The organism is Aureimonas sp. AU22 (assembly GCF_001463745.1).
Taxonomy (GTDB): Bacteria; Pseudomonadota; Alphaproteobacteria; order Rhizobiales; family Rhizobiaceae; genus Aureimonas.
This window is the reverse complement of sequence record NZ_BBWJ01000035.1, coordinates 57205-76463: the sequence shown is the minus strand read 5'-3', so window position 1 is coordinate 76463 and position 19259 is coordinate 57205. Positions and strand designations below refer to the sequence as shown.

24 protein-coding genes are annotated in these 19259 nt (G+C 68.6%); 15 read left to right on the top strand and 9 right to left on the bottom strand.

Annotated features, from left to right (window positions below; genetic code table 11):
* Positions 1-132 precede the first annotated feature (132 nt).
* A complete protein-coding gene (locus AUL34_RS12440; protein WP_061934237.1) occupies positions 133-1245 on the top strand; it encodes a branched-chain amino acid ABC transporter substrate-binding protein in 1113 nt (370 codons plus the stop codon).
* Positions 1246-1312: 67 nt separating this feature from the next.
* On the opposite strand, the gene AUL34_RS12435 is transcribed toward AUL34_RS12440, so the two are convergent.
* A complete protein-coding gene (locus AUL34_RS12435) occupies positions 1313-2068 on the bottom strand; it encodes a DeoR/GlpR family DNA-binding transcription regulator (RefSeq protein WP_061934236.1) in 756 nt (251 codons plus the stop codon).
* Between the two features lie 101 nt (positions 2069-2169).
* Here AUL34_RS12435 and AUL34_RS12430 point away from each other — a divergent pair, with 101 nt between their 5' ends.
* Complete coding sequence (locus AUL34_RS12430) at positions 2170-2754, top strand: NUDIX domain-containing protein (protein ID WP_061934234.1); 585 nt, start codon at positions 2170-2172, stop codon at positions 2752-2754.
* 19 nt (positions 2755-2773) lie between these two features.
* On the opposite strand, the gene xylB is transcribed toward AUL34_RS12430, so the two are convergent.
* Positions 2774-4231, bottom strand: coding sequence for a xylulokinase (gene xylB / locus AUL34_RS12425; protein WP_061934277.1), 1458 nt, complete (start codon positions 4229-4231; stop codon positions 2774-2776).
* Positions 4232-4426: 195 nt separating this feature from the next.
* Here xylB and AUL34_RS12420 point away from each other — a divergent pair, with 195 nt between their 5' ends.
* The 5 genes from AUL34_RS12420 (at position 4427) to AUL34_RS12400 (ending at position 7861) form a co-directional block, all read left to right on the top strand.
* Positions 4427-5284 carry a D-amino-acid transaminase gene (locus AUL34_RS12420; protein WP_061934232.1) on the top strand — a complete coding sequence of 286 codons (858 nt, stop codon included), beginning with the start codon at positions 4427-4429 and terminating at the stop codon, positions 5282-5284.
* An 81-nt stretch (positions 5285-5365) separates the two neighbouring features.
* Positions 5366-5929: a biotin transporter BioY gene (locus tag AUL34_RS12415; protein ID WP_061934231.1), complete on the top strand. Its 564-nt coding sequence runs from the start codon at positions 5366-5368 to the stop codon at positions 5927-5929.
* The gene (locus tag AUL34_RS12410; RefSeq protein WP_061934229.1) at positions 5926-6603 is read left to right on the top strand and encodes an energy-coupling factor ABC transporter ATP-binding protein; all 678 of its coding nucleotides are present in this window, start codon (positions 5926-5928) and stop codon (positions 6601-6603) included. The genes AUL34_RS12415 and AUL34_RS12410 overlap by 4 nt, the downstream gene beginning before the upstream one ends.
* Positions 6600-7190, top strand: a complete 591-nt coding sequence (locus AUL34_RS12405) for an energy-coupling factor transporter transmembrane protein EcfT (protein WP_061934227.1) — start codon at positions 6600-6602, stop codon at positions 7188-7190. Before AUL34_RS12410 ends, AUL34_RS12405 begins: the two co-directional genes overlap by 4 nt.
* A 65-nt stretch (positions 7191-7255) precedes the next feature.
* Positions 7256-7861 (top strand): TIGR00730 family Rossman fold protein, encoded by a 606-nt coding sequence (locus tag AUL34_RS12400; protein ID WP_061934226.1) that lies wholly within the window; start codon positions 7256-7258, stop codon positions 7859-7861.
* Positions 7862-7932: 71 nt separating this feature from the next.
* Here AUL34_RS12400 and rarD read toward each other — a convergent pair whose 3' ends face one another.
* From rarD to cysS, 4 genes are all read right to left on the bottom strand, one after another.
* Positions 7933-8853 (bottom strand): EamA family transporter RarD, encoded by a 921-nt coding sequence (gene rarD, locus AUL34_RS12395; protein ID WP_061934224.1) that lies wholly within the window; start codon positions 8851-8853, stop codon positions 7933-7935.
* A gap of 99 nt (positions 8854-8952) precedes the next feature.
* The gene (locus AUL34_RS12390) at positions 8953-9450 is read right to left on the bottom strand and encodes a GFA family protein (RefSeq protein ID WP_061934222.1); all 498 of its coding nucleotides are present in this window, start codon (positions 9448-9450) and stop codon (positions 8953-8955) included.
* Positions 9447-10442, bottom strand: a complete 996-nt coding sequence (pip, locus tag AUL34_RS12385; protein WP_061934220.1) for a prolyl aminopeptidase — start codon at positions 10440-10442, stop codon at positions 9447-9449. The genes AUL34_RS12390 and pip overlap by 4 nt, the downstream gene beginning before the upstream one ends.
* Positions 10439-11872, bottom strand: a complete 1434-nt coding sequence (cysS, locus tag AUL34_RS12380; protein ID WP_061934218.1) for a cysteine--tRNA ligase — start codon at positions 11870-11872, stop codon at positions 10439-10441. The genes pip and cysS overlap by 4 nt, the downstream gene beginning before the upstream one ends.
* Before the next feature lie 282 nt (positions 11873-12154).
* On the opposite strand from cysS, the gene AUL34_RS12375 reads away from it, so the two are divergent.
* Positions 12155-12343 (top strand): hypothetical protein, encoded by a 189-nt coding sequence (locus AUL34_RS12375; protein WP_061934216.1) that lies wholly within the window; start codon positions 12155-12157, stop codon positions 12341-12343.
* Between the two features lie 65 nt (positions 12344-12408).
* Here the strand turns inward: AUL34_RS12375 and AUL34_RS12370 are convergent, their stop codons facing one another.
* Complete coding sequence (locus AUL34_RS12370) at positions 12409-13446, bottom strand: M42 family metallopeptidase (protein WP_061934214.1); 1038 nt, start codon at positions 13444-13446, stop codon at positions 12409-12411.
* A gap of 24 nt (positions 13447-13470) precedes the next feature.
* Complete coding sequence (locus AUL34_RS12365) at positions 13471-14193, bottom strand: SOS response-associated peptidase (protein WP_061934275.1); 723 nt, start codon at positions 14191-14193, stop codon at positions 13471-13473.
* Positions 14194-14268: 75 nt separating this feature from the next.
* On the opposite strand from AUL34_RS12365, the gene AUL34_RS12360 reads away from it, so the two are divergent.
* The 7 genes from AUL34_RS12360 (at position 14269) to AUL34_RS12330 (ending at position 18478) form a co-directional block, all read left to right on the top strand.
* Positions 14269-14688, top strand: a complete 420-nt coding sequence (locus AUL34_RS12360) for an NUDIX hydrolase (protein WP_061934212.1) — start codon at positions 14269-14271, stop codon at positions 14686-14688.
* A gap of 75 nt (positions 14689-14763) precedes the next feature.
* Entirely contained in the window at positions 14764-15213 is a 450-nt protein-coding gene (locus AUL34_RS21910) for a TIGR02301 family protein (protein WP_082653339.1), read from the top strand.
* 95 nt (positions 15214-15308) lie between these two features.
* On the top strand, positions 15309-15569 hold the full coding sequence (locus AUL34_RS12350; protein WP_156420905.1) for a hypothetical protein: 261 nt from the start codon (positions 15309-15311) through the stop codon (positions 15567-15569).
* Positions 15570-15602: 33 nt separating this feature from the next.
* Positions 15603-16418: a hypothetical protein gene (locus tag AUL34_RS12345; protein ID WP_061934210.1), complete on the top strand. Its 816-nt coding sequence runs from the start codon at positions 15603-15605 to the stop codon at positions 16416-16418.
* Positions 16419-16497: 79 nt separating this feature from the next.
* The gene (locus AUL34_RS12340) at positions 16498-17334 is read left to right on the top strand and encodes a folate-binding protein YgfZ (RefSeq protein ID WP_061934269.1); all 837 of its coding nucleotides are present in this window, start codon (positions 16498-16500) and stop codon (positions 17332-17334) included.
* On the top strand, positions 17331-17966 hold the full coding sequence (locus AUL34_RS12335; protein WP_370539045.1) for an HD domain-containing protein: 636 nt from the start codon (positions 17331-17333) through the stop codon (positions 17964-17966). The genes AUL34_RS12340 and AUL34_RS12335 overlap by 4 nt, the downstream gene beginning before the upstream one ends.
* Positions 17963-18478 carry a tyrosine phosphatase family protein gene (locus AUL34_RS12330; protein ID WP_061934206.1) on the top strand — a complete coding sequence of 172 codons (516 nt, stop codon included), beginning with the start codon at positions 17963-17965 and terminating at the stop codon, positions 18476-18478. The genes AUL34_RS12335 and AUL34_RS12330 overlap by 4 nt, the downstream gene beginning before the upstream one ends.
* On the opposite strand, the gene recO is transcribed toward AUL34_RS12330, so the two are convergent.
* Positions 18456-19205, bottom strand: a complete 750-nt coding sequence (gene recO, locus AUL34_RS12325) for a DNA repair protein RecO (RefSeq protein ID WP_061934204.1) — start codon at positions 19203-19205, stop codon at positions 18456-18458. The two genes, AUL34_RS12330 and recO, sit on opposite strands and share 23 nt — an antisense overlap.
* Positions 19206-19259: the final 54 nt, after the last annotated feature.

The following is a 19259-nucleotide window of genomic DNA, read 5'->3' as shown; positions in this document are numbered from 1 at the left end:
TAACAACGCCCGACTCGTGAGAATGCCTATTCCGCTTCGCCGGTGCTTGGTCTTTACTCCCTTCGGGGACGAAACGCGCGAACCCTCCGCCCTGCGTAAGACAGGTCGGGAATCAACAGGGAAAACAGACAGATGATGAAAGCGCTTCTGGCCGGTGTGGCCCTCAACGTCGTGCTGGGCGGCGCCGCCTTCGCCGACATCACGATCGGCGTCGCGGGTCCGATGACGGGCCAGTACGCCACCTTCGGCGAGCAGCTGCGCATCGGCGCCGAGCAGGCCGTGAAGGACATCAACGCCGCGGGCGGCGTCAACGGCAAGATGCTGAAGCTGTCGGTCGGCGACGACGCCTGCGATCCGAAGCAGGCCGTGGCGGTCGCCAACCAGTTCGCCTCGCAGGGCGTGCCTTTCGTCGCCGGCCATTTCTGCTCCGGCTCCTCGATCCCGGCCAGCCAGGTCTATTCGGAAGAGGGCATCGTCGAGATCTCGCCCGCTTCCACCAACCCGGACTACACCGACAAGCGCCCCTCGGACGGCATCTACCGTGTCTGCGGTCGTGACGACCAGCAGGGCGAGGTCGCCGGCGCCTACATCGCCGAGACTTACAAGGACCAGAACGTCGCCGTGCTCGACGACAAGTCGGCCTACGGCAAGGGCCTGGCCGAGCAGACCGCCAAGGCGATGGAAGCCAACGGCAAGAAGCCGACCCTCACCGAGTCCTACTCGGCCGGCGAGAAGGACTACACGGCCCTCGTCTCCAAGCTGAAGCAGGCCGACATCAAGCTCGTCTACATCGGCGGCTACCACACCGAGGCCGGCCTCATCGCCCGCCAGATGAAGGAACAGGGCGTCGCGGCCAAGATCATGTCGGGCGACGCGATCGTCACCGACGAGTACTGGGCGATCACCGGCGACGCCGGCGAAGGCACGCTCATGACCTTCTCGCCCGACCCGCGCAAGAACCCGACCGCCGCCCCGGTGGTGAAGGAGATCGAGGCCTCCGGCAAGACTGCCGAGGGTTACGTGCTCTACACCTACGCCGCGATCCAGGCCTGGGCCGACGCCGCGAAGAAGGCCGGCGGCACCGAGTACGAGGACGTGGTCAAGGCGCTCGACGCCGACACCTTCCCGACCGTGATCGGCGACCTGAAGTTCGACGACAAGGGCGACGTCACCCTGCCGGGCTACGTCATCTACGAGTGGAAGAACGGCAAGTACGACTACATCCAGACGGCTGCCGCGCAGTAAGCGAGGCGAACGCCTGATTTTGGAGCGGCCCGGCATGGCGACATGGCGGGCCGCTTCGTTTGGGCGATCATGCCAGGGCGATCTCGACGCCGGCCGCTCGGAATGGGTCGAGCGTTCCGGCAGGCAGATCGCTCTCCACGACGAGGGTGCCGACGTCGCCGAGGCCGATGATGCCGAACGGCGATGCCGCACCGAGCTTGTCGCGCGTCGCCAGAACCAGGGTTTCCGCGGACTGACGCGCGATCATCCGCTTGAGCGCCGCCTCTTCCGCATCGCCGGTGGTCAGCCCGAGCTCGGCATGCACGCCGGTCGCGCCCATCACGAAGATATCGGCCCGGACGCGCGCAAGCGCCTCGACGCAAGCCGCCCCCATGGCCACGACGGAATGCTTGAAGAGACGCCCGCCGATCAGCTCGACCTCGACCGTCGGATGCCGGGCAAGTTCGACCGCAATGCTCGGACTATGGGTGACGACGGTTGCCCGGAGATCGGCCGGCAGCCGGCGGGCGAACTGCAGGTTCGTGGTCCCGCCGTCGAGGAAGACGATCTGACCCGGCCGGATCAACTTCGCTCCGACGGAAGCGATCGCCGCCTTGGCGTCCCCACCGATCCGTTCGCGCACGCCGTAGTCGGCGGTGGCGGGCGAGGCCGGCAAGGCGCCGCCATGCACCCGCTGCAGAAGCCCCTCGCCCGCAAGCTCTCGCAGGTCGCGTCGGATTGTGTCCTCCGACAGATTCAGGCCGCGGCTGAATTCCTTGGCGACCAGCCGGCCATCCCGGCGCAGCGTCTCGAGAATGAGGCCCTTGCGTTCGCTGGTCAGCATCGATCTCCTCCCCACGAAATCCCTTGACCTTGCACGAATATGCACGAATGTTGCGGCCGAGCCAAGCTGGCAGATCCGAAACGAAGGGGGGACATCAGACGATGAGCATTGCCGAGCGCGTCCGCGTTGAGACCGTGACGGTCCTATCCGACGATTGGTACACGCTGAAGAAGACGGTGCTTTCCTACCGGCGCGGCGACGGAAGCTGGCAGCGGCAGTCGCGCGAGACCTACGACCGGGGCAACGGCGCCACCATCCTGCTCTACGATCCGGAGCGGCGTACGGTGATCCTGACGCGGCAGTTCCGCTACCCCGCCTTCGTCAACGGATACGACGACCTGCTGATCGAGGCGCCCGCCGGGCTTCTGGACGATGCGACGCCCGAGGAGCGCATTCGGGCCGAGACGGCCGAGGAGACGGGCTTCGCGGTCGGCGAGGTGCGGCCGATCTTCGACGCCTTCATGAGCCCCGGTTCGGTGACCGAGCGGCTGCATTTCTTCGTGGCGGAGTATCGTCCGGGCGATCGCGCCTCGGCCGGCGGCGGGGTCGAGGCAGAGGGCGAGGATATCGACGTCCTCGAGTTCGGCATCGAGGAGGCGCTCGGCATGATCGCCTCCGGCGCGATCCGCGACGCCAAGACGATCATGCTTCTGCAATATGCGGCCCTCAACCTCCTGCGCGACTGACCCGCGCCGGAGGCGACCCTCAGCCGCGTCCGGCTGCCATCAGGGCGGGGTAGAGCGAGCGGTAGCGGTTGTGCGCTTCGGCAAAGGACTCGACGAGGGTCTCGTCCGGCTCGAATCGTGCGGCGATCGGGGGTTCGGTCATCACCGAATCCGGGTCGGCGCCCGTCGCGGCACAGATCCCGAGGCGGGCGGCGCCGAAGGCCGCGCCGAAGTCGCCGGCTGCCGGGAGCGCCACCGGCGTTTCCAGCACGCTCGCCATGATCTTCAACCAGAGCTCGGAGCGCGAGCCGGCGCCGACGGCGATCAGCTGCCGCACCCAGGACGCGTGCGGCGCGGCGTCCAGGCAGTCGCGGATCGAGAAGGCGACGCCTTCCAGCACCGCGCGCACCATGTCGGCGCGGGTCGTGTCGGCCTGCAGGCCGATGAAGGCGCCGCGCACCGCCGCGTCGTTGTGCGGCGTGCGCTCGCCCGACAGGTAGGGCAGGAACAGGAGCCGGCCGGGGGCGCGAAGATCGGCGCCGGCAGTGGCGACGAGATCGCCCGGGGCCTGCGCCAGCACGCCGGACAGCCATTCCAGCGAGCCGGCGGCCGACAGCGTCACGCCCATCTGGTGCCACAGGCCCGGCAACGCATGACAGAAGGTGTGGAGCGCGGTGTCCGGCACGGGGTCGTATCCCGCGCTCGCGGTGAACAGCACGCCGGAGGTGCCGAGCGACAGGAAACCGGTGCCGGGCCGCGTCACGCCGACGCCGCAGGCGGACGCCGCGTTGTCGCCGCCGCCGCCCGCCACGACCACGCCCTCGGCGAGGCCCCAGCGTCGGGCCAGTTCGGGACGCAGGGCTCCGCTGGCTTCGCTCCCCTCGACGAGCCGCGGCATCTCGGCCTCCGACAGCCGCGTGCGCCGAAGCATCGTCGAGGACCAGCGCCGCTCGCCGGTGCGCAGCCACGCGGTACCGGCGGCATCCGACATGTCGGACACGGACTCGCCGGTCAGCCAGAGGCGCAGGTAGTCCTTCGGCAGGAGAACGCGGCGGACGCGGTCGAAGATGCGGGGCTCGTTGCGCGCGACCCACAGGAGCTTGGGCGCCGTGAAGCCGGGAAACACGATGTTGCCGGTGATGCCGCGCGCTTCCTCGTCGTCGAGTTCGTCCGCCTCCTCGTGCGAGCGCGTGTCGTTCCAGAGAATGCAGGGGCGAAGCACCTCGTCGGCTTCGTCCAGAAGGGTCGCGCCGTGCATCTGGCCGGACAGGCCGATGCCGCGGACGGAGGCAAGTGCGGCGGGGTGCTCGGCCTGCAGCTGCGACAGAACGCTCTCGCAGGCCGCGATCCAGTCGGCGGGCGCCTGTTCCGACCAGCCGAAGGCGGGGCGCGTGACCTGCAGCGAGGCGCTGGCCGTGGCGACGGGGTTCTGGTCCTCGTCGACGATCAGGGCCTTGAGCGACGACGTGCCCAGATCCAGCCCGAGATAGTGGCCCATGCGCTTCGAGTCCTCCTTCAGTCGGGAGCGGCGCGCGGCGCCGATTCTCCCCGTCTCCCACAGGTAACGTCGGATGACGGTCATCATCAACCGGCAAGCGCCCGAAGCCGGGCGCGATCTCTTCGCGCACGCGCTTCTGATCGGCGCGCGGACAGGATAAAAGCGGCGCGAAGCGACCTCAGGACCGGACCATCCATGACCCGCATCGTCTACGTCAACGGCGCCTATCGCCCCGAGACCGAAGCCAAGGTTTCCGTCTTCGACCGCGGTTTCCTGTTCGCGGACGCGGTCTATGAGGTGACGGCCGTGATCGGCGGCAAGCTGATCGACTTTCCCGGTCATTGCGCCCGGCTGCGGCGCTCGCTGGGTGAGCTCGGCCTCCCCTCGCCCGCGACCGACGAGGAGATCCTCGCCATCCATCGCGAACTCGTGTCGCGCAACGCGCTGGACCTCGGCCACGTCTACCTGATGGTGACGCGCGGCGAGGCGGACCGCGACTTCGCCTTTCCGAAGGCCGAGACGCCCCCTTCGTTCGTTCTCTTCACGCAGGCAAGGACCGCGATCGAGACGCCGGAAGTCGGGCGCGGCCTTCGCGTCGCCTCCGTGCCGGACCTGCGCTGGGGACGCCGCGACATCAAGACCGTGCAGCTTCTCTACCCCTCCATGGCCAAGATGGAAGCCAAGCGACAGGGCAAGGACGACGCCTGGTTCGTGGAGAACGGCGAAGTCACCGAGGGCACCAGCAACAACGCCTATATCGTGACGCAGGACGGGACCATCCGCACCCGCGCGCTCGGCCACGACATCCTGCACGGGATCACGCGCGCGGCCATCATGCGGGTCGCGGGCGAACTCGAGCTGCGCATCGAGGAAAAGCCCTTCACGATCGCCGAGGCGCAGGGTGCGCGCGAAGCCTTCATCACCTCGGCGGGCGCGTTCGTCACGCCGGTCGTCGAGATCGACGGTGCCGCGGTCGGGGACGGCCGCCCCGGCCCGATCGCCCGCCGGCTTCGCGCGGCCTATCTCGAAGCTGCGATCGCCCAGGCGATCTGACACTCGCATCTCGACGGTGGCACCGGGGATGCCTATGAGACGGCTCCGTCAGGACCGCGTCCCGTTTCGAGGGAGAATCGCATGAGCACTCGCGACATCGTCTTCATCGCCCTGTTCGCCGCCCTCATGGCGGTGCTCGGCACCTTCCCGGCGCTGCAGGTGCCCGTCATCAACGTGCCGATCACCGCGCAATCGATGGGCGTGATGCTGGCGGGCGGCATTCTGGGGGCGCGTCGCGGGACGCTGGCGATCCTCCTCTTCGTCGTCATCGTCCTGGCGGGTCTGCCGCTCCTGTCGGGCGGACGCGGCGGTCTTGCGGTGCTGGCGGGACCGACGGTCGGGTTCTTCCTCGGCTGGCTGCCCGCCGCCTACGTCACCGGCCTCCTGGTCGAGCGGTTCATGCCGCGGCTTCATTTCGTCGGCGCCTTCTTCGCCGCTACCGTGGGTGGCATCGTGGTGCTCTACGCCTGCGGCATTCCCGGCATCTCGCTGGTGACCGGAGCGCCGCTCTCGACCGCCGCCTCCGGCTCGCTCGCCTTCATCCCCGGCGACCTCGTGAAGGCTGGGCTTGCCGCCGCGATCATCGTCGCCGTGTCCAGGGCCTATCCCTTGATCGAGACGCGCTCCGCCCGCCGCGCGGGATGATCGAACTTCGGGGCGTCTCCCTCGATCGCGGCGGCCGGCGCGTCCTGTCCGGCCTCGATCTCAGGCTGGACGAACAGCGGATCGGGGTGGTCGGTGCGAACGGATCGGGCAAGTCGAGCTTCGCCCGGCTCCTGAACGGGCTGCTGCGACCGACCGAAGGCGTGGTGCGGGTGTTCGATACGGACACCGCCGCCGATCCCAAGGCGGCGCGACGGCATGTCGGCTTCCTGTTTCAGAACCCGGACCACCAGATCGTCTATCCCGGCGTCGCCGAAGACCTCGCGTTCGGACTGAAGAACCGCGGCCTTCCCAAGGCCGAGATCGCGCCGCGCGTCGAGGCGGCGCTCGTTCGCTTCGGGCTCGGCGGGTTTGGCGAGCGGCTGGTGCACGAGCTGTCCGGCGGCGAGCGGCAACTCGTGGCGCTCGCAGGTATCATGGTGCTGGAGCCGCGCCTCCTCGTGCTCGACGAGCCGACGACACTTCTAGACCTTCGCAACACCCGGCGCGTCATGGCGGCCGTCGAAGCCTCCGGGCGGCCCGTGGTCATGGTCACGCACGACCTGTCGCTTCTGGAGGCGTTCGAACGCGTGCTGGTGTTCGACGCCGGCCGGCTCGTCTGCGATGCGGCGCCCGGCGAGGCGCTCGCCACGTATCGGCGGATCGCTGAAGGATGATCGCCGACCTCTACCGGCCGGGCCGCTCGGCCCTCCATCGCACGGGCGCCGGGCTGAAGCTTGCCGGGCTGGCGGCGATCGGAACGCTTCTGTTCGCGTTGCCGAGCGTCACGATGGGTCTCGGTGCGCTGGCGCTCTCCGTGGCACTGGTCGGCCTGTCGGGGCTCGGGTGGGTCTTTCTGCTGCGCTCCGGCAGGGCGATGCTGCCGGTCGTCCTCGTCGTCGGCGGGTTTCAGGCCTGGTTCGCGGGATGGCACGAGGCGGTGGTCTTTTCCGAACGTCTCGCCGCCCTCCTCCTTCTTGCCGGTCTCGTGACGGCGACGACGCGCCCGTCAGAGATCGCGGAGACGATCGCGCGCGCCTTGACGCCGCTGCGCTTCTTCGGGGTCGACCCAAATCGGATCGGCCTCGCCTTCGGGCTTGCGATCCGCTTTGTGCCGGTGCTCGCGAGCCTTGCCGCCGATATCCGGGAGGCGCAGGCCGCTCGCGGCCTCGAGCGTTCGATCTTCGCGCTGGCCGTGCCTCTCATCGTGCGCACGCTCAAGATGGCGGATGAAGTGGCGGAGGCGATCGAGGCGCGAAGCTGACGCGGTGCAGCAAATTCGCGGGTGCCCCGCTTGACCGGGCCCGTCGTTCGACCGACTTTCGATCCATGACTTCGATTCGATCTCTCTGCGTCTATTGCGGCTCGTCCAGCGGCCGCGATCCCATCTACCGCGAATCCGCCCAGGCGCTCGGCACCGCCATGGGGCGGGCCGGCATGCACCTCGTCTACGGCGGGGGCACGCGCGGCATCATGGGCGCCGTGTCCAACGCGGTGATCGCGGCCGGCGGTCGCGTCACAGGCATCATCCCGCGCTTCCTCATCGACATGGAGGCGACCGAGTCCGAGCTGAAGCGGCTGGACGAGCTCGTCGTGACGAACGACATGCACGAGCGCAAGCACCTGATGTTCGAGCGCGCCGACGCCTTCGTGGCGCTGCCGGGCGGGATCGGAACGCTGGAGGAGCTGGTCGAGATCATGACGTGGAGCCAGCTCGGCCGCCACGCCAAGCCCATCGCCATCGCGAACATCAACGGGTTCTGGGACCCGTTCTCGGGCCTGCTCGACCACATGCGCGAGGCCGGCTTCATTCACACCGCCCATATGGTGCGTCCGATCGTGGTGGACCGGATCGAGGACCTTCTACCGGCGCTCGAAGCCGCCGCTCCCGCGCGCATCAGCAAGGGCGTGGCAGAGGTGATCGAAAAGCTCTGAGCGGGGCATGACGAAGCGTCTGGCCGGGCGGCCGGGGCACGCCCGGCCTGCCGACATTCCCTCACTGAGACCTAGTGTGCAGCCTCGACCGCGGGGACCGTCTGGTGGGCGGCCCGCCGGCCGCGGATGATGGACCAGCTGTAGAGGGCGAGCGCGGTCCAGATGCAGCCGAAGGCGACGGCTTGCCAGATGCCGAAAGGCTCACCGAAGATGAAGATCGCCGTCAGCGTGATGAGGGTCGGCGCGATGTACTGGAGAAGGCCGACGGTCGTGTAGCGCAGGAGGCGCGCCGCCAGCGAGAACAGGATCATCGGCACGGCGGTCACGATGCCGGTGCCGATCAGAAGCGCCGTCTCGCCGGTGCCGACGCCGAAATGGCCGCCCCCTTCCCGCACGAGCCAGACCGCCAGCGCCAGCGCCGGCAGGAACAGGATCGTCACCTCGACGAAGAAGCCTTCCGTCGCACCGATCTTCACCGTCTTGCGCAGGAGGCCGTAGGAGGCGAAGGACAGCGCCAGCGCGAGCGACACCCAGGGCAGGCCGCCGCTTTCCACGGTCAGCACCAGGACGCCGGCGGCCGCGATGCCGACGGCGACGGTCTGGAGACGGTTGAGCCGCTCGCGCAGGAAGACGGCGGCCATCACGACGTTGATCAGCGGGTTGATGTAGTAGCCGAGCGCCGCGTCGAGGCCATGGCCGGTGGCGATGGCCCAGACATAGACGCCCCAGTTGACCGAGATGAGCGCTGCGGTGAGAACGAGCGTCGCCAGCACTCTGGGCTGAAGCGCCGCGCGCAGGGTGCCGAGCCCGCCCGTCGCCGCCAGGATGCCGAGCGTCAGGAGCCACGACCACAGGATGCGCTGCGCCATTACCTCCATGGACGGAACGTGCGCCAGCGCCTTCATGTAGAGCGGAAGGACGAGGCCCCAGATCGAATAGGCGGTGATGCCATAGGCATAGCCGCTGGCAGGCTCGGCTTGGGTCGATGGCATGGCGCTTCGCTCGGGTCGATGACGAAGCCCGGTTCTAGCAACCCGAAACCATCACTGCACCTTAGTTTCGTTGATGGCTGCCATTCGTTTCGCTGATGCCTAAGCGTGCGGTGTCTCGCCCGGCCCGTCGCCCGGCATCTCGCGATCCGGGTGCTGGAAGGAGACGATGTCGGAGAGATACGCGTTGTCGGAGGCGTCCTCGGCCGAGCTGCGCACCGGCAGGCCCGGCACCGTATCCGTGTAGGGCAGCTTGGCCTCGATGCCGAACTGGATTTCGGGTGCAATCGCGCTCGGGTCGTCGAAGGCGCCGATGGCCAGCGCCACGCCGTCCGGCGCCTCGTAGGTCAGGGGCGTGCCGCATTCGGGACAGAAGCCCCGCAGCACCTGGTTGGACGAGCGGAAGCGCTTCGGCTCCCGCTTGGTCCAGACGAGTTCGGCCGAGCCGACGTTCACGAGCGGCGCGTACAACGCGCCGAATGCCTTCTGGCACATGCGGCAGTGGCAGACGGACGCGCGGCCGAGCGCGCCCCGGATGCGAAAACGAACGGCGCCGCACTGGCAACCGCCGGTGTGGAAGGGTCGGTTCTCCAAGGTCATGACCGCAAGCGCCTCGATGGCGAAACGCTTCCCTCGTTATGGGTCGCGAAGCGGTCCGTGGCGAGGATCAGGCGGTCGAGCGTCCCGGGCTCGGAGAAGGCGTGGCCTGCGTCCTCGACGATCTGAAGCTCCGATCCGGGCCAGGCCCTGTGGAGGTCCCAGGCGGTGACCGGCGGGGTCACCACGTCGTAGCGGCCTTGCACGATGATGCCGGGAATGTCGGCGAGCCGGCCGGCGTCGCGGATGAGTTGCCCCTCCTCCAGCCACAGGTCGTGGACGAAGAAGTGGTTCTCGATCCTCGCGAAGGCGATGGCGTGGTCGCTCGCGCCAAAGCCCCCGGCCACGTCGTGCAGCGTGCGCATGGACACGGTTCGCCCCTCCCAGTCGGTCCAGGCGCGGGCGGCGCGCGAGCGCACGTTGCGGTCGGCATCGAGCAGCATGGGACGGTAGCCGGCGACGGGGTCCGCCCTCGCCTCTTCCGGCAAGACAGCGAGGAACCGCTCCCATTCATCGGGAAAGAGCCGGCTCGCCCCCTCGCGATAATACCAGTCCAGCTCGGCGCGGCGGCCGGTGAAGATGCCGCGCAGGACCATCTCGGTGACGCGGGCGGGATAGGCCTGCGCATAGGCGAGCGCCAGGGTAGATCCCCAGGAGCCGCCGAACAGCATGGCGCGATCGAAGCCGGCCATGCGTCGCAGGCGCTCCACGTCCTCTACGAGATGGGGCGTCGTGTTGGCGTGAAGGGCGCCGAGCGGCGAGGAGCGTCCGCACCCGCGCTGGTCGAACAGGAGGACATTGTAGCGCCCCGGGTCGAACAGGCGGCGGTGGGTCGGGTAGCAGCCGCTGCCGGGCCCGCCGTGCAGGAAGATCACGGGCTTGCCGTCGGGGTTGCCGCACAGTTCGAAGTAGAGGACATGCCCGTCCCCGACGTCGAACTGCCCGGTGCGGTAGGGCTGGATCGTCGGGTAGAGCTGGCGCCGCGCGTCGCTCAACGCCGGATCTCCCACGTCGTGACGCGCTCGCCGGTCGCGGGGTCCTTGCCGTCCTTCAGGAGCACGCCCTCGCCCGCGAGTTCGTCGCGAAGGGCGTCGGCCGCCGCGAAGTCACGGGCCTTCAGGAGGTCGAGGCGACGGGCGATGCGCTCTGCCACGTCGGGCCTCAGCGCCTGCTCGCGGACCGGGTCGATGCCGAGGAGGCGGAGCGAGCCAAGGGCCTCGGCCGCCTTGCCGTCGTCGAACAGGGCGTGGACGCGGGCGATGGCCGACGAGAGAGCGAGATCGTCGCAGACCGCCTCGAGGAAGACGGGATCGGGCTCCGCCTCGCCCATGTCTCCCGCCGCCCTCGCCGATCGCTCCCACCTGTCGAGTTCGCGCACCGCCTCGTCCAGCTTGGCCGCGGTGAAGTCGATCGGCTCGCGGTAGTGCGTCTTCAACATCAGGAGGCGCACCGCCTCGCCAGGCCAGCGACGCCCGCCGACCTTGTCCGTTTCGAGCACGTCGGCGATGGTGACGAAGTTGCCTTCCGACTTCGACATCTTGCGTCCCTCGACCTGGACGAAGCCGTTGTGCATCCAGACCTCGGCCATGCGCTCGGTGCCGTGGGCGCAGCAGGACTGGGCGATCTCGTTCTCGTGGTGCGGGAAGATCAGGTCGAGCCCGCCGCCGTGGATATCGAAGGTCTGCCCGAGATAGGCCGCCGACATCACCGAGCACTCGATGTGCCAGCCCGGCCGCCCCCGTCCCCAGGGGCTGTCCCAGCCCGGCTCGTTGGCACCCGACAGTTTCCACAGGACGAAATCGGCGGGGTTCTTCTTGTGCGCCTCCACCGCCACGCGCGCCCCGGCCTGCTGATCCTCCAGTTTCCGGTGCGACAGCGCCCCGTAGGCCGGCATGGATGCGACATCGAACAGGACCTCGCCGGCCGCGACATAGGCGTGGCCCTTGGCGATCAGCGTTTCGATCATCGAAATCATGTCGGGCAGCCCGTCGGCGCGCGGCGCGACGAAGGCGGTGGCACGCGGCTCGACCGTCGGAGGGAGGCAGCCGAGCGCGGCGACGTCCCGGTGGAACTGCGCGGCGGTCTTTTCCGTGACGCGCGCGATAGCGTCGTTGAGCGGCAGATCGGGGAAGTCGCGCGCGGCGCGTGCGTTGATCTTGTCGTCGACGTCCGTGATGTTGCGGGCGTAGGTGACGCCGGTCTCGCCGTAGAGGTGCCGCAGGAGGCGGAAGAGGACGTCGAAGACGATCACCGGCCGGGCGTTGCCGATATGGGCGAAGTCGTAGACCGTCGGTCCGCAGACATACATGCGCACCCGCCGTTCGGCCTCCGGCACCGCATCGCCGCGCCAGTCGAGCGGGCGGAACTCTTCCTTGGCGCGGGTCAGCGTGTTGGTGAGGAAAAGGCGGGGCGCGGCTTTGGTCATGTCGGTCCTCGGTCTGCCGCCGTCGCGGCGGCGCAGCAGAGCTACAGCCAAACCCTTCGCCGTTCAAACCGCGACACGTGCTGCCGCTGCGTTCAGCTTCCGTTAAGTATTGGCAATAGGGCTGAGCGATCTTCCGCATTGCAGCATGATGCAGTCACGCCACATGTCACTGCGGCAACCTTTTGTTAAGTATAGATTGGTCGAATTTTCGGAGTCACGCCGCTAAGAAGACGCAATCGGACGTTTTTCTTCAGCCCATCACATCACCACAGGCATGCGGCAATGACCCAGCAGCAATTCAACTTCCGGACCCGTATCGAGCGCGAGCGCGACCTCAAGCTCGTCAGCAATTACCGCGAGATCGGCATCGCGGCCGTGCTGGCTGCCCAGGCGACCCGCCGCAAGGACGAGAGCGGGAAGTCCGCTGCCCAGCGCACCGTGGCGAACGCGAACGCGAACGCACGCGACTGAACGTTTCCGATCCGGAATGCTGCGAGCCCGCCCCGCCGGCGGGCTCGTGCATGTTTGGCTGCCGATCAGTGCGAGGCGATGAAGGCGGCCAGAACGTCGCGTGCCGCCAGGAGGTCGCGCCGATCGATCATCTCGCACACCGTGTGGATGTAGCGAGTGCCGACCACGATGCCGACCGCGCGCGCACCGGCCGCCGCTTGCTGAAGCGCCGCCCCGTCCATGCCGCCGCCGGCCAGGATCGTGCGCTGGCACGGGATGCCCTTCTCCTTCGCCACCGCCTCGAACTCGCGCACCAGCGCGCCGTCCGCGATGAAGGAATTGTCCTTCATGTGGAGGCCGAAGCCGGCGCCGAGTTCGGTGGTCTTGTCACGCTCCGGCACGCCCGGCGTATCGCAGGCCAGCGTCGTGTCGATGCCGATGCCAATATGCGGCCTGAGGTCGTAGGCGACGGTGCGCGCGCCCCGAAGGCCCACTTCCTCCTGCACGGTGAAGGCGACAGAGAGCCGGCACTTGTGTCCTGCCCCGTCGGCCACGAGCTTGCGCACCGCCTCGAGCCCCAACCAGCAGGCGATACGGTTGTCGAGCGCTTTCGAGACGATGCGCTCGCCCATCTCGACCAGCGGCTCGTCCATCACCACGAAGTCGCCGACGCGCACCTTGTCCCTGGCCTCGGCCCCGAGCCCGATGTCGATGAAGAAGTCGGTCGCCTCGTGCACCTTCTTGCGATCCTCGGGCGCCGAGATATGGATCGGCTTGCCCTCGGCCATCATGATCCCGCGATAGTCGCCCTCGTCGGTGCAGACGAGGACACGGCGCGAGAACAGGTTACGCGGATCGAACCCGCCCACCGGCGAGACGTGGATGAAACCCTTGTCGGAGACATGGCTGACGAGGAAGCCGATCTCGTCCATGTGGCAGGCGAGCACGATGCGCTCCGGGTCCTCGCCCTCCCCGTTGCGGGTGCAGACGAGCGAGCCCATCACATCGGTCTCGACCGTGTCGAACAGGTCCGCCGCCTCCGCCGCGATCAGGTCGCGCACCCGATGTTCATGCCCCGGCACGCCGGGGGTCTCGCACAGCCGCTTCAGGAGATCGATGTTCATGGGGTCCGTCCGTCGCGTGGATGTCTAGAACAGGGATAGCTGACCCGGCCCTTCCGGCGTGGGTCTGCCCTCGCAGCGTTCCTGAACCTCCGGCCCCATGTTGGCAACCGCGTTGACGCGGTCGGACACCGGCACGGCCTCCCACGCATCGGTGAGCCCTGCGTGGAGGAGATCGGCGATCCCGGCCGGCGACTGGCCGCCGACGTCGAGCCATCGTTCGAACTCGGCGGGCGCGATCACCACGGGCGCACGCTCGTGGATCGCCGACAGGCGCGGGCCGGCGGCCGCCGTGAGGATCGTCACCGTGTCGATCTCGCTGCCGTCCGCCGCCAGAAAGGTTTCGTGCAGGCCGGCAAAGGCCGCGACGACGCCGCCCGCCGGGCGGACCAGAAACGGCTCCGGCCTGCCGCCTTCGGTGCGGCGCCACTCGTAGAAGCCCGTCGCGGGCACGAGGCAGCGGCGATGGCGCAGGGCGCCGCGAAACGACTGGCGCTCCGCCGCCGTCTCCGAGCGCGCGTTGAAGAGAAGCGGCAGATGCGCGGGGTCCTTGGCCCATCCGGGAATGAGACCCCAGCGCGCAAGGCTCGCCTCGCGCCGAAGGCCGCCGCGGCGCGGAAACAGCGCGACGTGCAGAACCGGCTGCGTCGGAGCGATGTTGTATCGCGGCGGAAACGGATCCACCGCGTCGAGATCGAAGGCATCGCGCACCGCTTGTGGTGTCGCGGTCAGGGCAAAGCGTCCGCACATGACAGCGAGGATGGGGACGCCGTCGCCGCGCCGCAAGCCTTGTCTCCGGGCGGCCGAAGGTTCTATGCCCGCGCCATGAACACACGCCGCCCCCTTCTTGGTGTTTCCGTCTGCCTGCTTCGCGGGGAGGAGGTCTGCCTCGTGCGCCGGGGCCACGCGCCCTGGGCCGGCGCCTGGAGCCTGCCAGGTGGGCGGGTCGAGTTCGGCGAACGCCTGGAAGAGGCCGCGCGGCGCGAGATGCGTGAGGAAACGGGCGTCGAGCTCGACGCGGTCGAGCTTCTGCGCCTGCACGAATCGATCGATCCCGCGCACGACGCCCATGCCGTGATCGCGGTCTTCCGGGCACTCGAGCCGTGGAACGGGCCGGCGGTGGAGGCGGCGGACGACGCCGAGGAGGCGCGGTTCTTTCCGGTCGCCACCGTGCGAGCGATGGAGGGCGAGGGACGCACGACGCCAGGTCTGGCATCGATCGTGGAAGAGGCCGCCGCGCGCTAACCTTAACACGCGCAAGACCCTTCCAAGTCCTTTGCCTGTCTTGCATTCACCCCAATCGGCCTGCAAACGTGGCGCATGGCCGTTGCAGACAATTTTCTTCGAATTCTTGCGACTGCCGGCATCGCCCTCGCCCTGGGCGGAGCCGTCGCGGCCTCCGCGCAGCCCAAGACGTCGGAGCCCGAGGAAAAACCGGCAGCCGAGGAGCCAGTCGCCAAGCCCTCGAACGCCCCCTACATGAAGCCGCTTTCGCGGCTCGCCACGGTTCTCGGCTCGCTGCACTTCCTGCGCGGCCTCTGCGGCGATCCCAACGCCGACGTGTGGCGCGAGAAGATGAATGCCATTCTCGACGCGCAGGCGCCGGGAGAAGCGGACCGCCGGACCCTCGTCGCCCACTTCAACCAGGGGTATCGCGCGTTCGAATCGACCTATCGCAAGTGTACCCCTGCGGCGACGGTAGCCGTGGAAAGATATGCCAAGGAAGGCGCCGACCTTTCGCGCGAGATCAGCGCAAGGTACGGAAGTTAACAATTCGTATAGAGGGTGGTTTGCGCGAGCGATCCGCCGTCCGCCCCCATCCGAGGTCTTCGCCACCTCGGTCCGTAGAAGAAGGAGTGTCCGGCATGATCGATCTGCACGGTTCCGACCTCGACGAGATGATCGTCGCCGAGAAGAAGCAAGTCGCCAACGAGTATCACAACGAAGCTTGGGCTGACGGCATCTCGGACGGAATCGAGGCCGAGATCCTGGCGGAGACAGCGATGGCGACCGCCGTCACCGAACTCGTGCGCCACCATGGCGAGGCCGAGGTGCTCGAACTGCTCGACACCCTGCGTCGCCGCGTCGAGCATGGCGAGTTCCGCGTCGTCCGCTCGCTCCAGTAAGGCAGGGCGGGCATCGCCCGTTTGAACGGTCCCATGACGAGCTTCCAACGCGCCCTTCTCGCGTTCTCCCTTCTCGCCTCGAACGGCGTCGCTGCCGCCCCTGCCCTGGCGCTGTCCCAGATCACGGGCGAGGACGGCAACGTGTTGCCCGGGCGCGAAGGCATCGTCGCCGTGCCCCTGCCGCCCGTCCCGGGCGAGCCCGCGGCGACGGACGGCGCGCCCCCGGCACAGCCTCAGGCCCCGGGAAGCACCCCAACGCCGCCGCAGGCGCAGCCCCCAGAACCCGCCTCCGGCCCGATCGAGACCGCGCCCGGCGACGACGAAGCCGTGCCGGAAACCGGGGACGAGGGAGCGCAGCGGGCGCCCACCGGCGACCTTCCGCCGATCGAGATCGCCTACGGCGACCAGGACCTGCCCCAGCCCGTACGCGACTTGCGCGCCAAGCTGATGGAGGCTGCGCGCACTGGCGATATCGAGAAGCTGAAGCCCTATTTCGAGACCGGCGCAGACCCGACGATCGTGTCCGCCACCCAGCCCGACCAGGACCCGGTGGTGACCCTCAAGGAAGCTTCCGGCGACGGCGAAGGGGTCGAGCTTCTCGCCATTCTCTACGAGACGTTGCAGGCCGGCCATGTCCGGCTCGACCCGGGCGGCGAGAACGAAATCTACGTCTGGCCATATTTCACGCAGGTCGATCTCGGCGCCCTCACCAAGCCGCAGCTCGTGGAGCTGTTCGAGCTGGTGACCGCGGGCGACTACCAACGCATGGTCGCCAACGGTTCCTACGATTTCTACCGCGTCGGCATCTCGCCCGAAGGCCGCTTCGAGTTCTTCGTCGACGGCGATTGAGCGCCCTTGTTTTGGTGACGGCGATCGGCACATAGGGTTCGAGACCATGATTTCGGTCGAAGCCCTGGATCCATGTTCCATGCCCCATGCCCACCTCCCGGACCGCGCGACGCTTCTCGTAACGGGCACTGAAGCCGAGCCGTTTCTGCAGAACCTGGTCACCGCCGACCTGGCCTCCTTGAGCGACGGGGAAGCGCGGCCGTCGGCGTTGCTGACGCCGCAGGGCAAGATCCTCTTCGACTTCCTCGTCAGCCGCATCGAGGGCGGCTTGCGGCTCGACGTCGCGGCCGGTGCGCGCGGCGACCTCGCCAAGCGTCTGACGCTCTACAAACTGCGGGCGAAGGTGACGATCGCGCCGAGCGACGAGCCCGTGGTGGCGGTCTGGGACGAGGCCGCCCCTTCCGACGGCGCGCTCGCGGATCGACGTTTCCCGGCCCGCGTCTTCCGCCGCTACGAGGAGATAGCCGCCGACGATGGCAATCCGTCCGATTTCGAGGCGCTACGCCTGTCGCTCGGGATCGCCGAGGCCGAGCGGGACTTCCCAGGGTCGGACGTGTTTCCGCACGACGTGCTGCTCGACCAGAACGAGGGCGTCTCGTTTCGCAAGGGATGCTTCGTCGGCCAGGAGGTTGTTTCCAGAATGCAGCACCGGGGCACGGCGCGGCGGCGCGTGATGGTGCTGCGCGCCGAGGGCCACCTGACACCCGGCTCCAATCTCGAGGCCGGCGGCAAGGCGATCGGCACCGTGCTGTCGGCCGTGGAAAGCCTCGGGATCGGCATGGTGCGGATCGACCGGCTGGTGGATGCGCTGAGCGCCGGCGCGGAACTCTCGGCCGACGGTGTGCCGGTGGAAGCGGAGGTGCCGTCCTGGGCGGGCTATGCGCTGCCGCAGCCGGGGGCCGGCGGCGAAGCATGAGCATGTCGGCCGCCGCCAAGCCTGCCAAACCGCCGCGCGTCTGGCAGCGTATGCTGAGCGGGCGGCGGCTCGACCTCCTCGACCCTTCCCCGCTCGACGTCGAGATCGAGGACATCGCGCACGGGCTTGCCCGCGTCGCGCGCTGGAACGGGCAGACCGTCGGCGACCACGCCTTCTCAGTCGCCCAGCATTCGCTGATCGTCGAGGAGATCGTCGGCGCCCGCGAGCGCGATCCCCGCTGGCGCCTTGCCGCGCTTCTGCACGATGCCCCGGAATACGTGATTGGCGACATGATCTCGCCCTTCAAGAGCGTGCTCGGCGGCGACTACAAAGGCGTCGAGGCACGGCTCCAGGCCGCTGTGCACCGGCGCTTCGGCCTGCCGGCGGACCTGCCCATCGGCATCAAGCGCGCCATCAAGGCGGCGGACCGGGTGTCGGCCTATTTCGAGGCGAAGCTGCTCGCGGGCTTCCAGCCGGCCGAGGCGCAGGCGCTGTTCGGTCGGCCGAGCGGGACGCTGCCCTCGCCCGAACGCTTCACCCCGCAGCCTGCGGCAGAGGTCGGCCGGCGCTACCTCGAACGCTTCCGCTTCCTCGAGACTCTGGCCGGCGGCCACACGGAAAAGGCCCCATGAGCTATCTCGTCGTCTCCTCGCTCGCCGATCTCCATGCCACGGTTGCCACTCACGGCGCTGAGGACGTGGTGACGCTGATCAACGCCGACACGGTGGTCGAGCGCCCCTCCTCCATTGCGCCGGAGCGGCATCTGTTCCTCGGGATGAACGACATCGCGGCGCCGGCGGAGGGCATGACGCATCCCGCCAGCCATCACCTCGACCGGCTCCTGGAGTTCGGCCACCGCTGGAGCCGCGACAAGCCGCTGGCGGTGCACTGCTGGGCCGGCATCAGCCGCTCCACGGCGGCGGCCTACATCCTGGCGCTCGCGATCAACCCGAAGCTGGACGAGGACGCACTCGCGCAGGAGCTTCGCCGCCGCGCTCCCTCGGCGACCCCGAACCCGCTTCTGGTCAGCATGGCGGACGAGAAGCTCGGGCGCGGCGGGCGCATGGTGAAGGCCATCGCCGGGATCGGGCGCGGTGCGGACGCCTTCTCCGGCACGCCGTTCATTCTGCCGTTGAAGCTCTAGGCAATGCGGTAGAGCGCGCGATCACGCCGAGCGTGCCAAGCCTGGCATCCGGTTCCTTCAAGGCACGGGGTTCCCAGACGTGGCGGGCGAGGAAGAAGCCGGTCATACGAAACCCGTCCGCCACGTCGGTCGAGCCGGGCGCGGCATCGCCGCCCTTGAGGAAGGCGGGCAGCGGCAACAGCTTGTCGCGCCAGGGCTCGCCGGCTTCCCGGCTGACGGCGCGGCCGGATTTCGGCGACACGTAGACCAGATCCTCGCGCGCGCCCGAAGCCGCGCAGGTCTCGAGGTCGAGGCCGAAGCCCAGCTCCTCCAGAAGCGCGATTTCGAACCGAAGGATCAAAGCGCCGGCCGCCACGGGATCGTCGAGATGCTCGACGATCAAGGCCAGCGTGTCGAAGAGGCGCGGATGGGCGTCGCGCTCCGGCAGCAGGCGCAGATGCGCCGCGAGTAGCTGGATGCCGTAGAGGCCGACGGCATTCTCCATCAGCCGCGCGGCGCGGAGCGCCACGGGCTCCACCGTCATGAAGCCGAGATGCTCGTCGAGCCGCGCCCGCCACGTCACATCGATCGTGTTGCCGGGCTGGAGCACGGGCTGAAGCCGGCGCGAGCGGCCACCGCGAATGAGACCGAGATGGCGGCCGCGGCTGCGCGTCATCACCTCGGCGACGACGCTCGTCTCCCCCTGGCGGCGCACGCCGAGGACGATGCCTTCTTCACGCCATTCCATGGAGAGCCAGGGGTCCGTTCGGGTTGCGGCAGACCCCTGATATAGGCACGCGGC

Bases quoted from the DNA above. Each gene is read 5' to 3' on its own strand.
- AUL34_RS12440 (WP_061934237.1), top strand. From the start codon at position 133: ATGATGAAAGCGCTTCTGGCCGGTGTGGCCCTCAACGTCGTGCTGGGC.
- AUL34_RS12435 (WP_061934236.1), bottom strand. From the start codon at position 2,068: ATGCTGACCAGCGAACGCAAGGGCCTCATTCTCGAGACGCTGCGCCGG.
- AUL34_RS12430 (WP_061934234.1), top strand. From the start codon at position 2,170: ATGAGCATTGCCGAGCGCGTCCGCGTTGAGACCGTGACGGTCCTATCC.
- xylB (WP_061934277.1), bottom strand. From the start codon at position 4,231: ATGGGCCACTATCTCGGGCTGGATCTGGGCACGTCGTCGCTCAAGGCC.
- AUL34_RS12420 (WP_061934232.1), top strand. From the start codon at position 4,427: ATGACCCGCATCGTCTACGTCAACGGCGCCTATCGCCCCGAGACCGAA.
- AUL34_RS12415 (WP_061934231.1), top strand. From the start codon at position 5,366: ATGAGCACTCGCGACATCGTCTTCATCGCCCTGTTCGCCGCCCTCATG.
- AUL34_RS12410 (WP_061934229.1), top strand. From the start codon at position 5,926: ATGATCGAACTTCGGGGCGTCTCCCTCGATCGCGGCGGCCGGCGCGTC.
- AUL34_RS12405 (WP_061934227.1), top strand. From the start codon at position 6,600: ATGATCGCCGACCTCTACCGGCCGGGCCGCTCGGCCCTCCATCGCACG.
- AUL34_RS12400 (WP_061934226.1), top strand. From the start codon at position 7,256: ATGACTTCGATTCGATCTCTCTGCGTCTATTGCGGCTCGTCCAGCGGC.
- rarD (WP_061934224.1), bottom strand. From the start codon at position 8,853: ATGCCATCGACCCAAGCCGAGCCTGCCAGCGGCTATGCCTATGGCATC.
- AUL34_RS12390 (WP_061934222.1), bottom strand. From the start codon at position 9,450: ATGACCTTGGAGAACCGACCCTTCCACACCGGCGGTTGCCAGTGCGGC.
- cysS (WP_061934218.1), bottom strand. From the start codon at position 11,872: ATGACCAAAGCCGCGCCCCGCCTTTTCCTCACCAACACGCTGACCCGC.
- AUL34_RS12375 (WP_061934216.1), top strand. From the start codon at position 12,155: ATGACCCAGCAGCAATTCAACTTCCGGACCCGTATCGAGCGCGAGCGC.
- AUL34_RS12370 (WP_061934214.1), bottom strand. From the start codon at position 13,446: ATGAACATCGATCTCCTGAAGCGGCTGTGCGAGACCCCCGGCGTGCCG.
- AUL34_RS12365 (WP_061934275.1), bottom strand. From the start codon at position 14,193: ATGTGCGGACGCTTTGCCCTGACCGCGACACCACAAGCGGTGCGCGAT.
- AUL34_RS12360 (WP_061934212.1), top strand. From the start codon at position 14,269: ATGAACACACGCCGCCCCCTTCTTGGTGTTTCCGTCTGCCTGCTTCGC.
- AUL34_RS21910 (WP_082653339.1), top strand. From the start codon at position 14,764: ATGGCCGTTGCAGACAATTTTCTTCGAATTCTTGCGACTGCCGGCATC.
- AUL34_RS12350 (WP_156420905.1), top strand. From the start codon at position 15,309: ATGATCGATCTGCACGGTTCCGACCTCGACGAGATGATCGTCGCCGAG.
- AUL34_RS12345 (WP_061934210.1), top strand. From the start codon at position 15,603: ATGACGAGCTTCCAACGCGCCCTTCTCGCGTTCTCCCTTCTCGCCTCG.
- AUL34_RS12340 (WP_061934269.1), top strand. From the start codon at position 16,498: ATGCCCCATGCCCACCTCCCGGACCGCGCGACGCTTCTCGTAACGGGC.
- AUL34_RS12335 (WP_370539045.1), top strand. From the start codon at position 17,331: ATGAGCATGTCGGCCGCCGCCAAGCCTGCCAAACCGCCGCGCGTCTGG.
- AUL34_RS12330 (WP_061934206.1), top strand. From the start codon at position 17,963: ATGAGCTATCTCGTCGTCTCCTCGCTCGCCGATCTCCATGCCACGGTT.
- recO (WP_061934204.1), bottom strand. From the start codon at position 19,205: ATGGAATGGCGTGAAGAAGGCATCGTCCTCGGCGTGCGCCGCCAGGGG.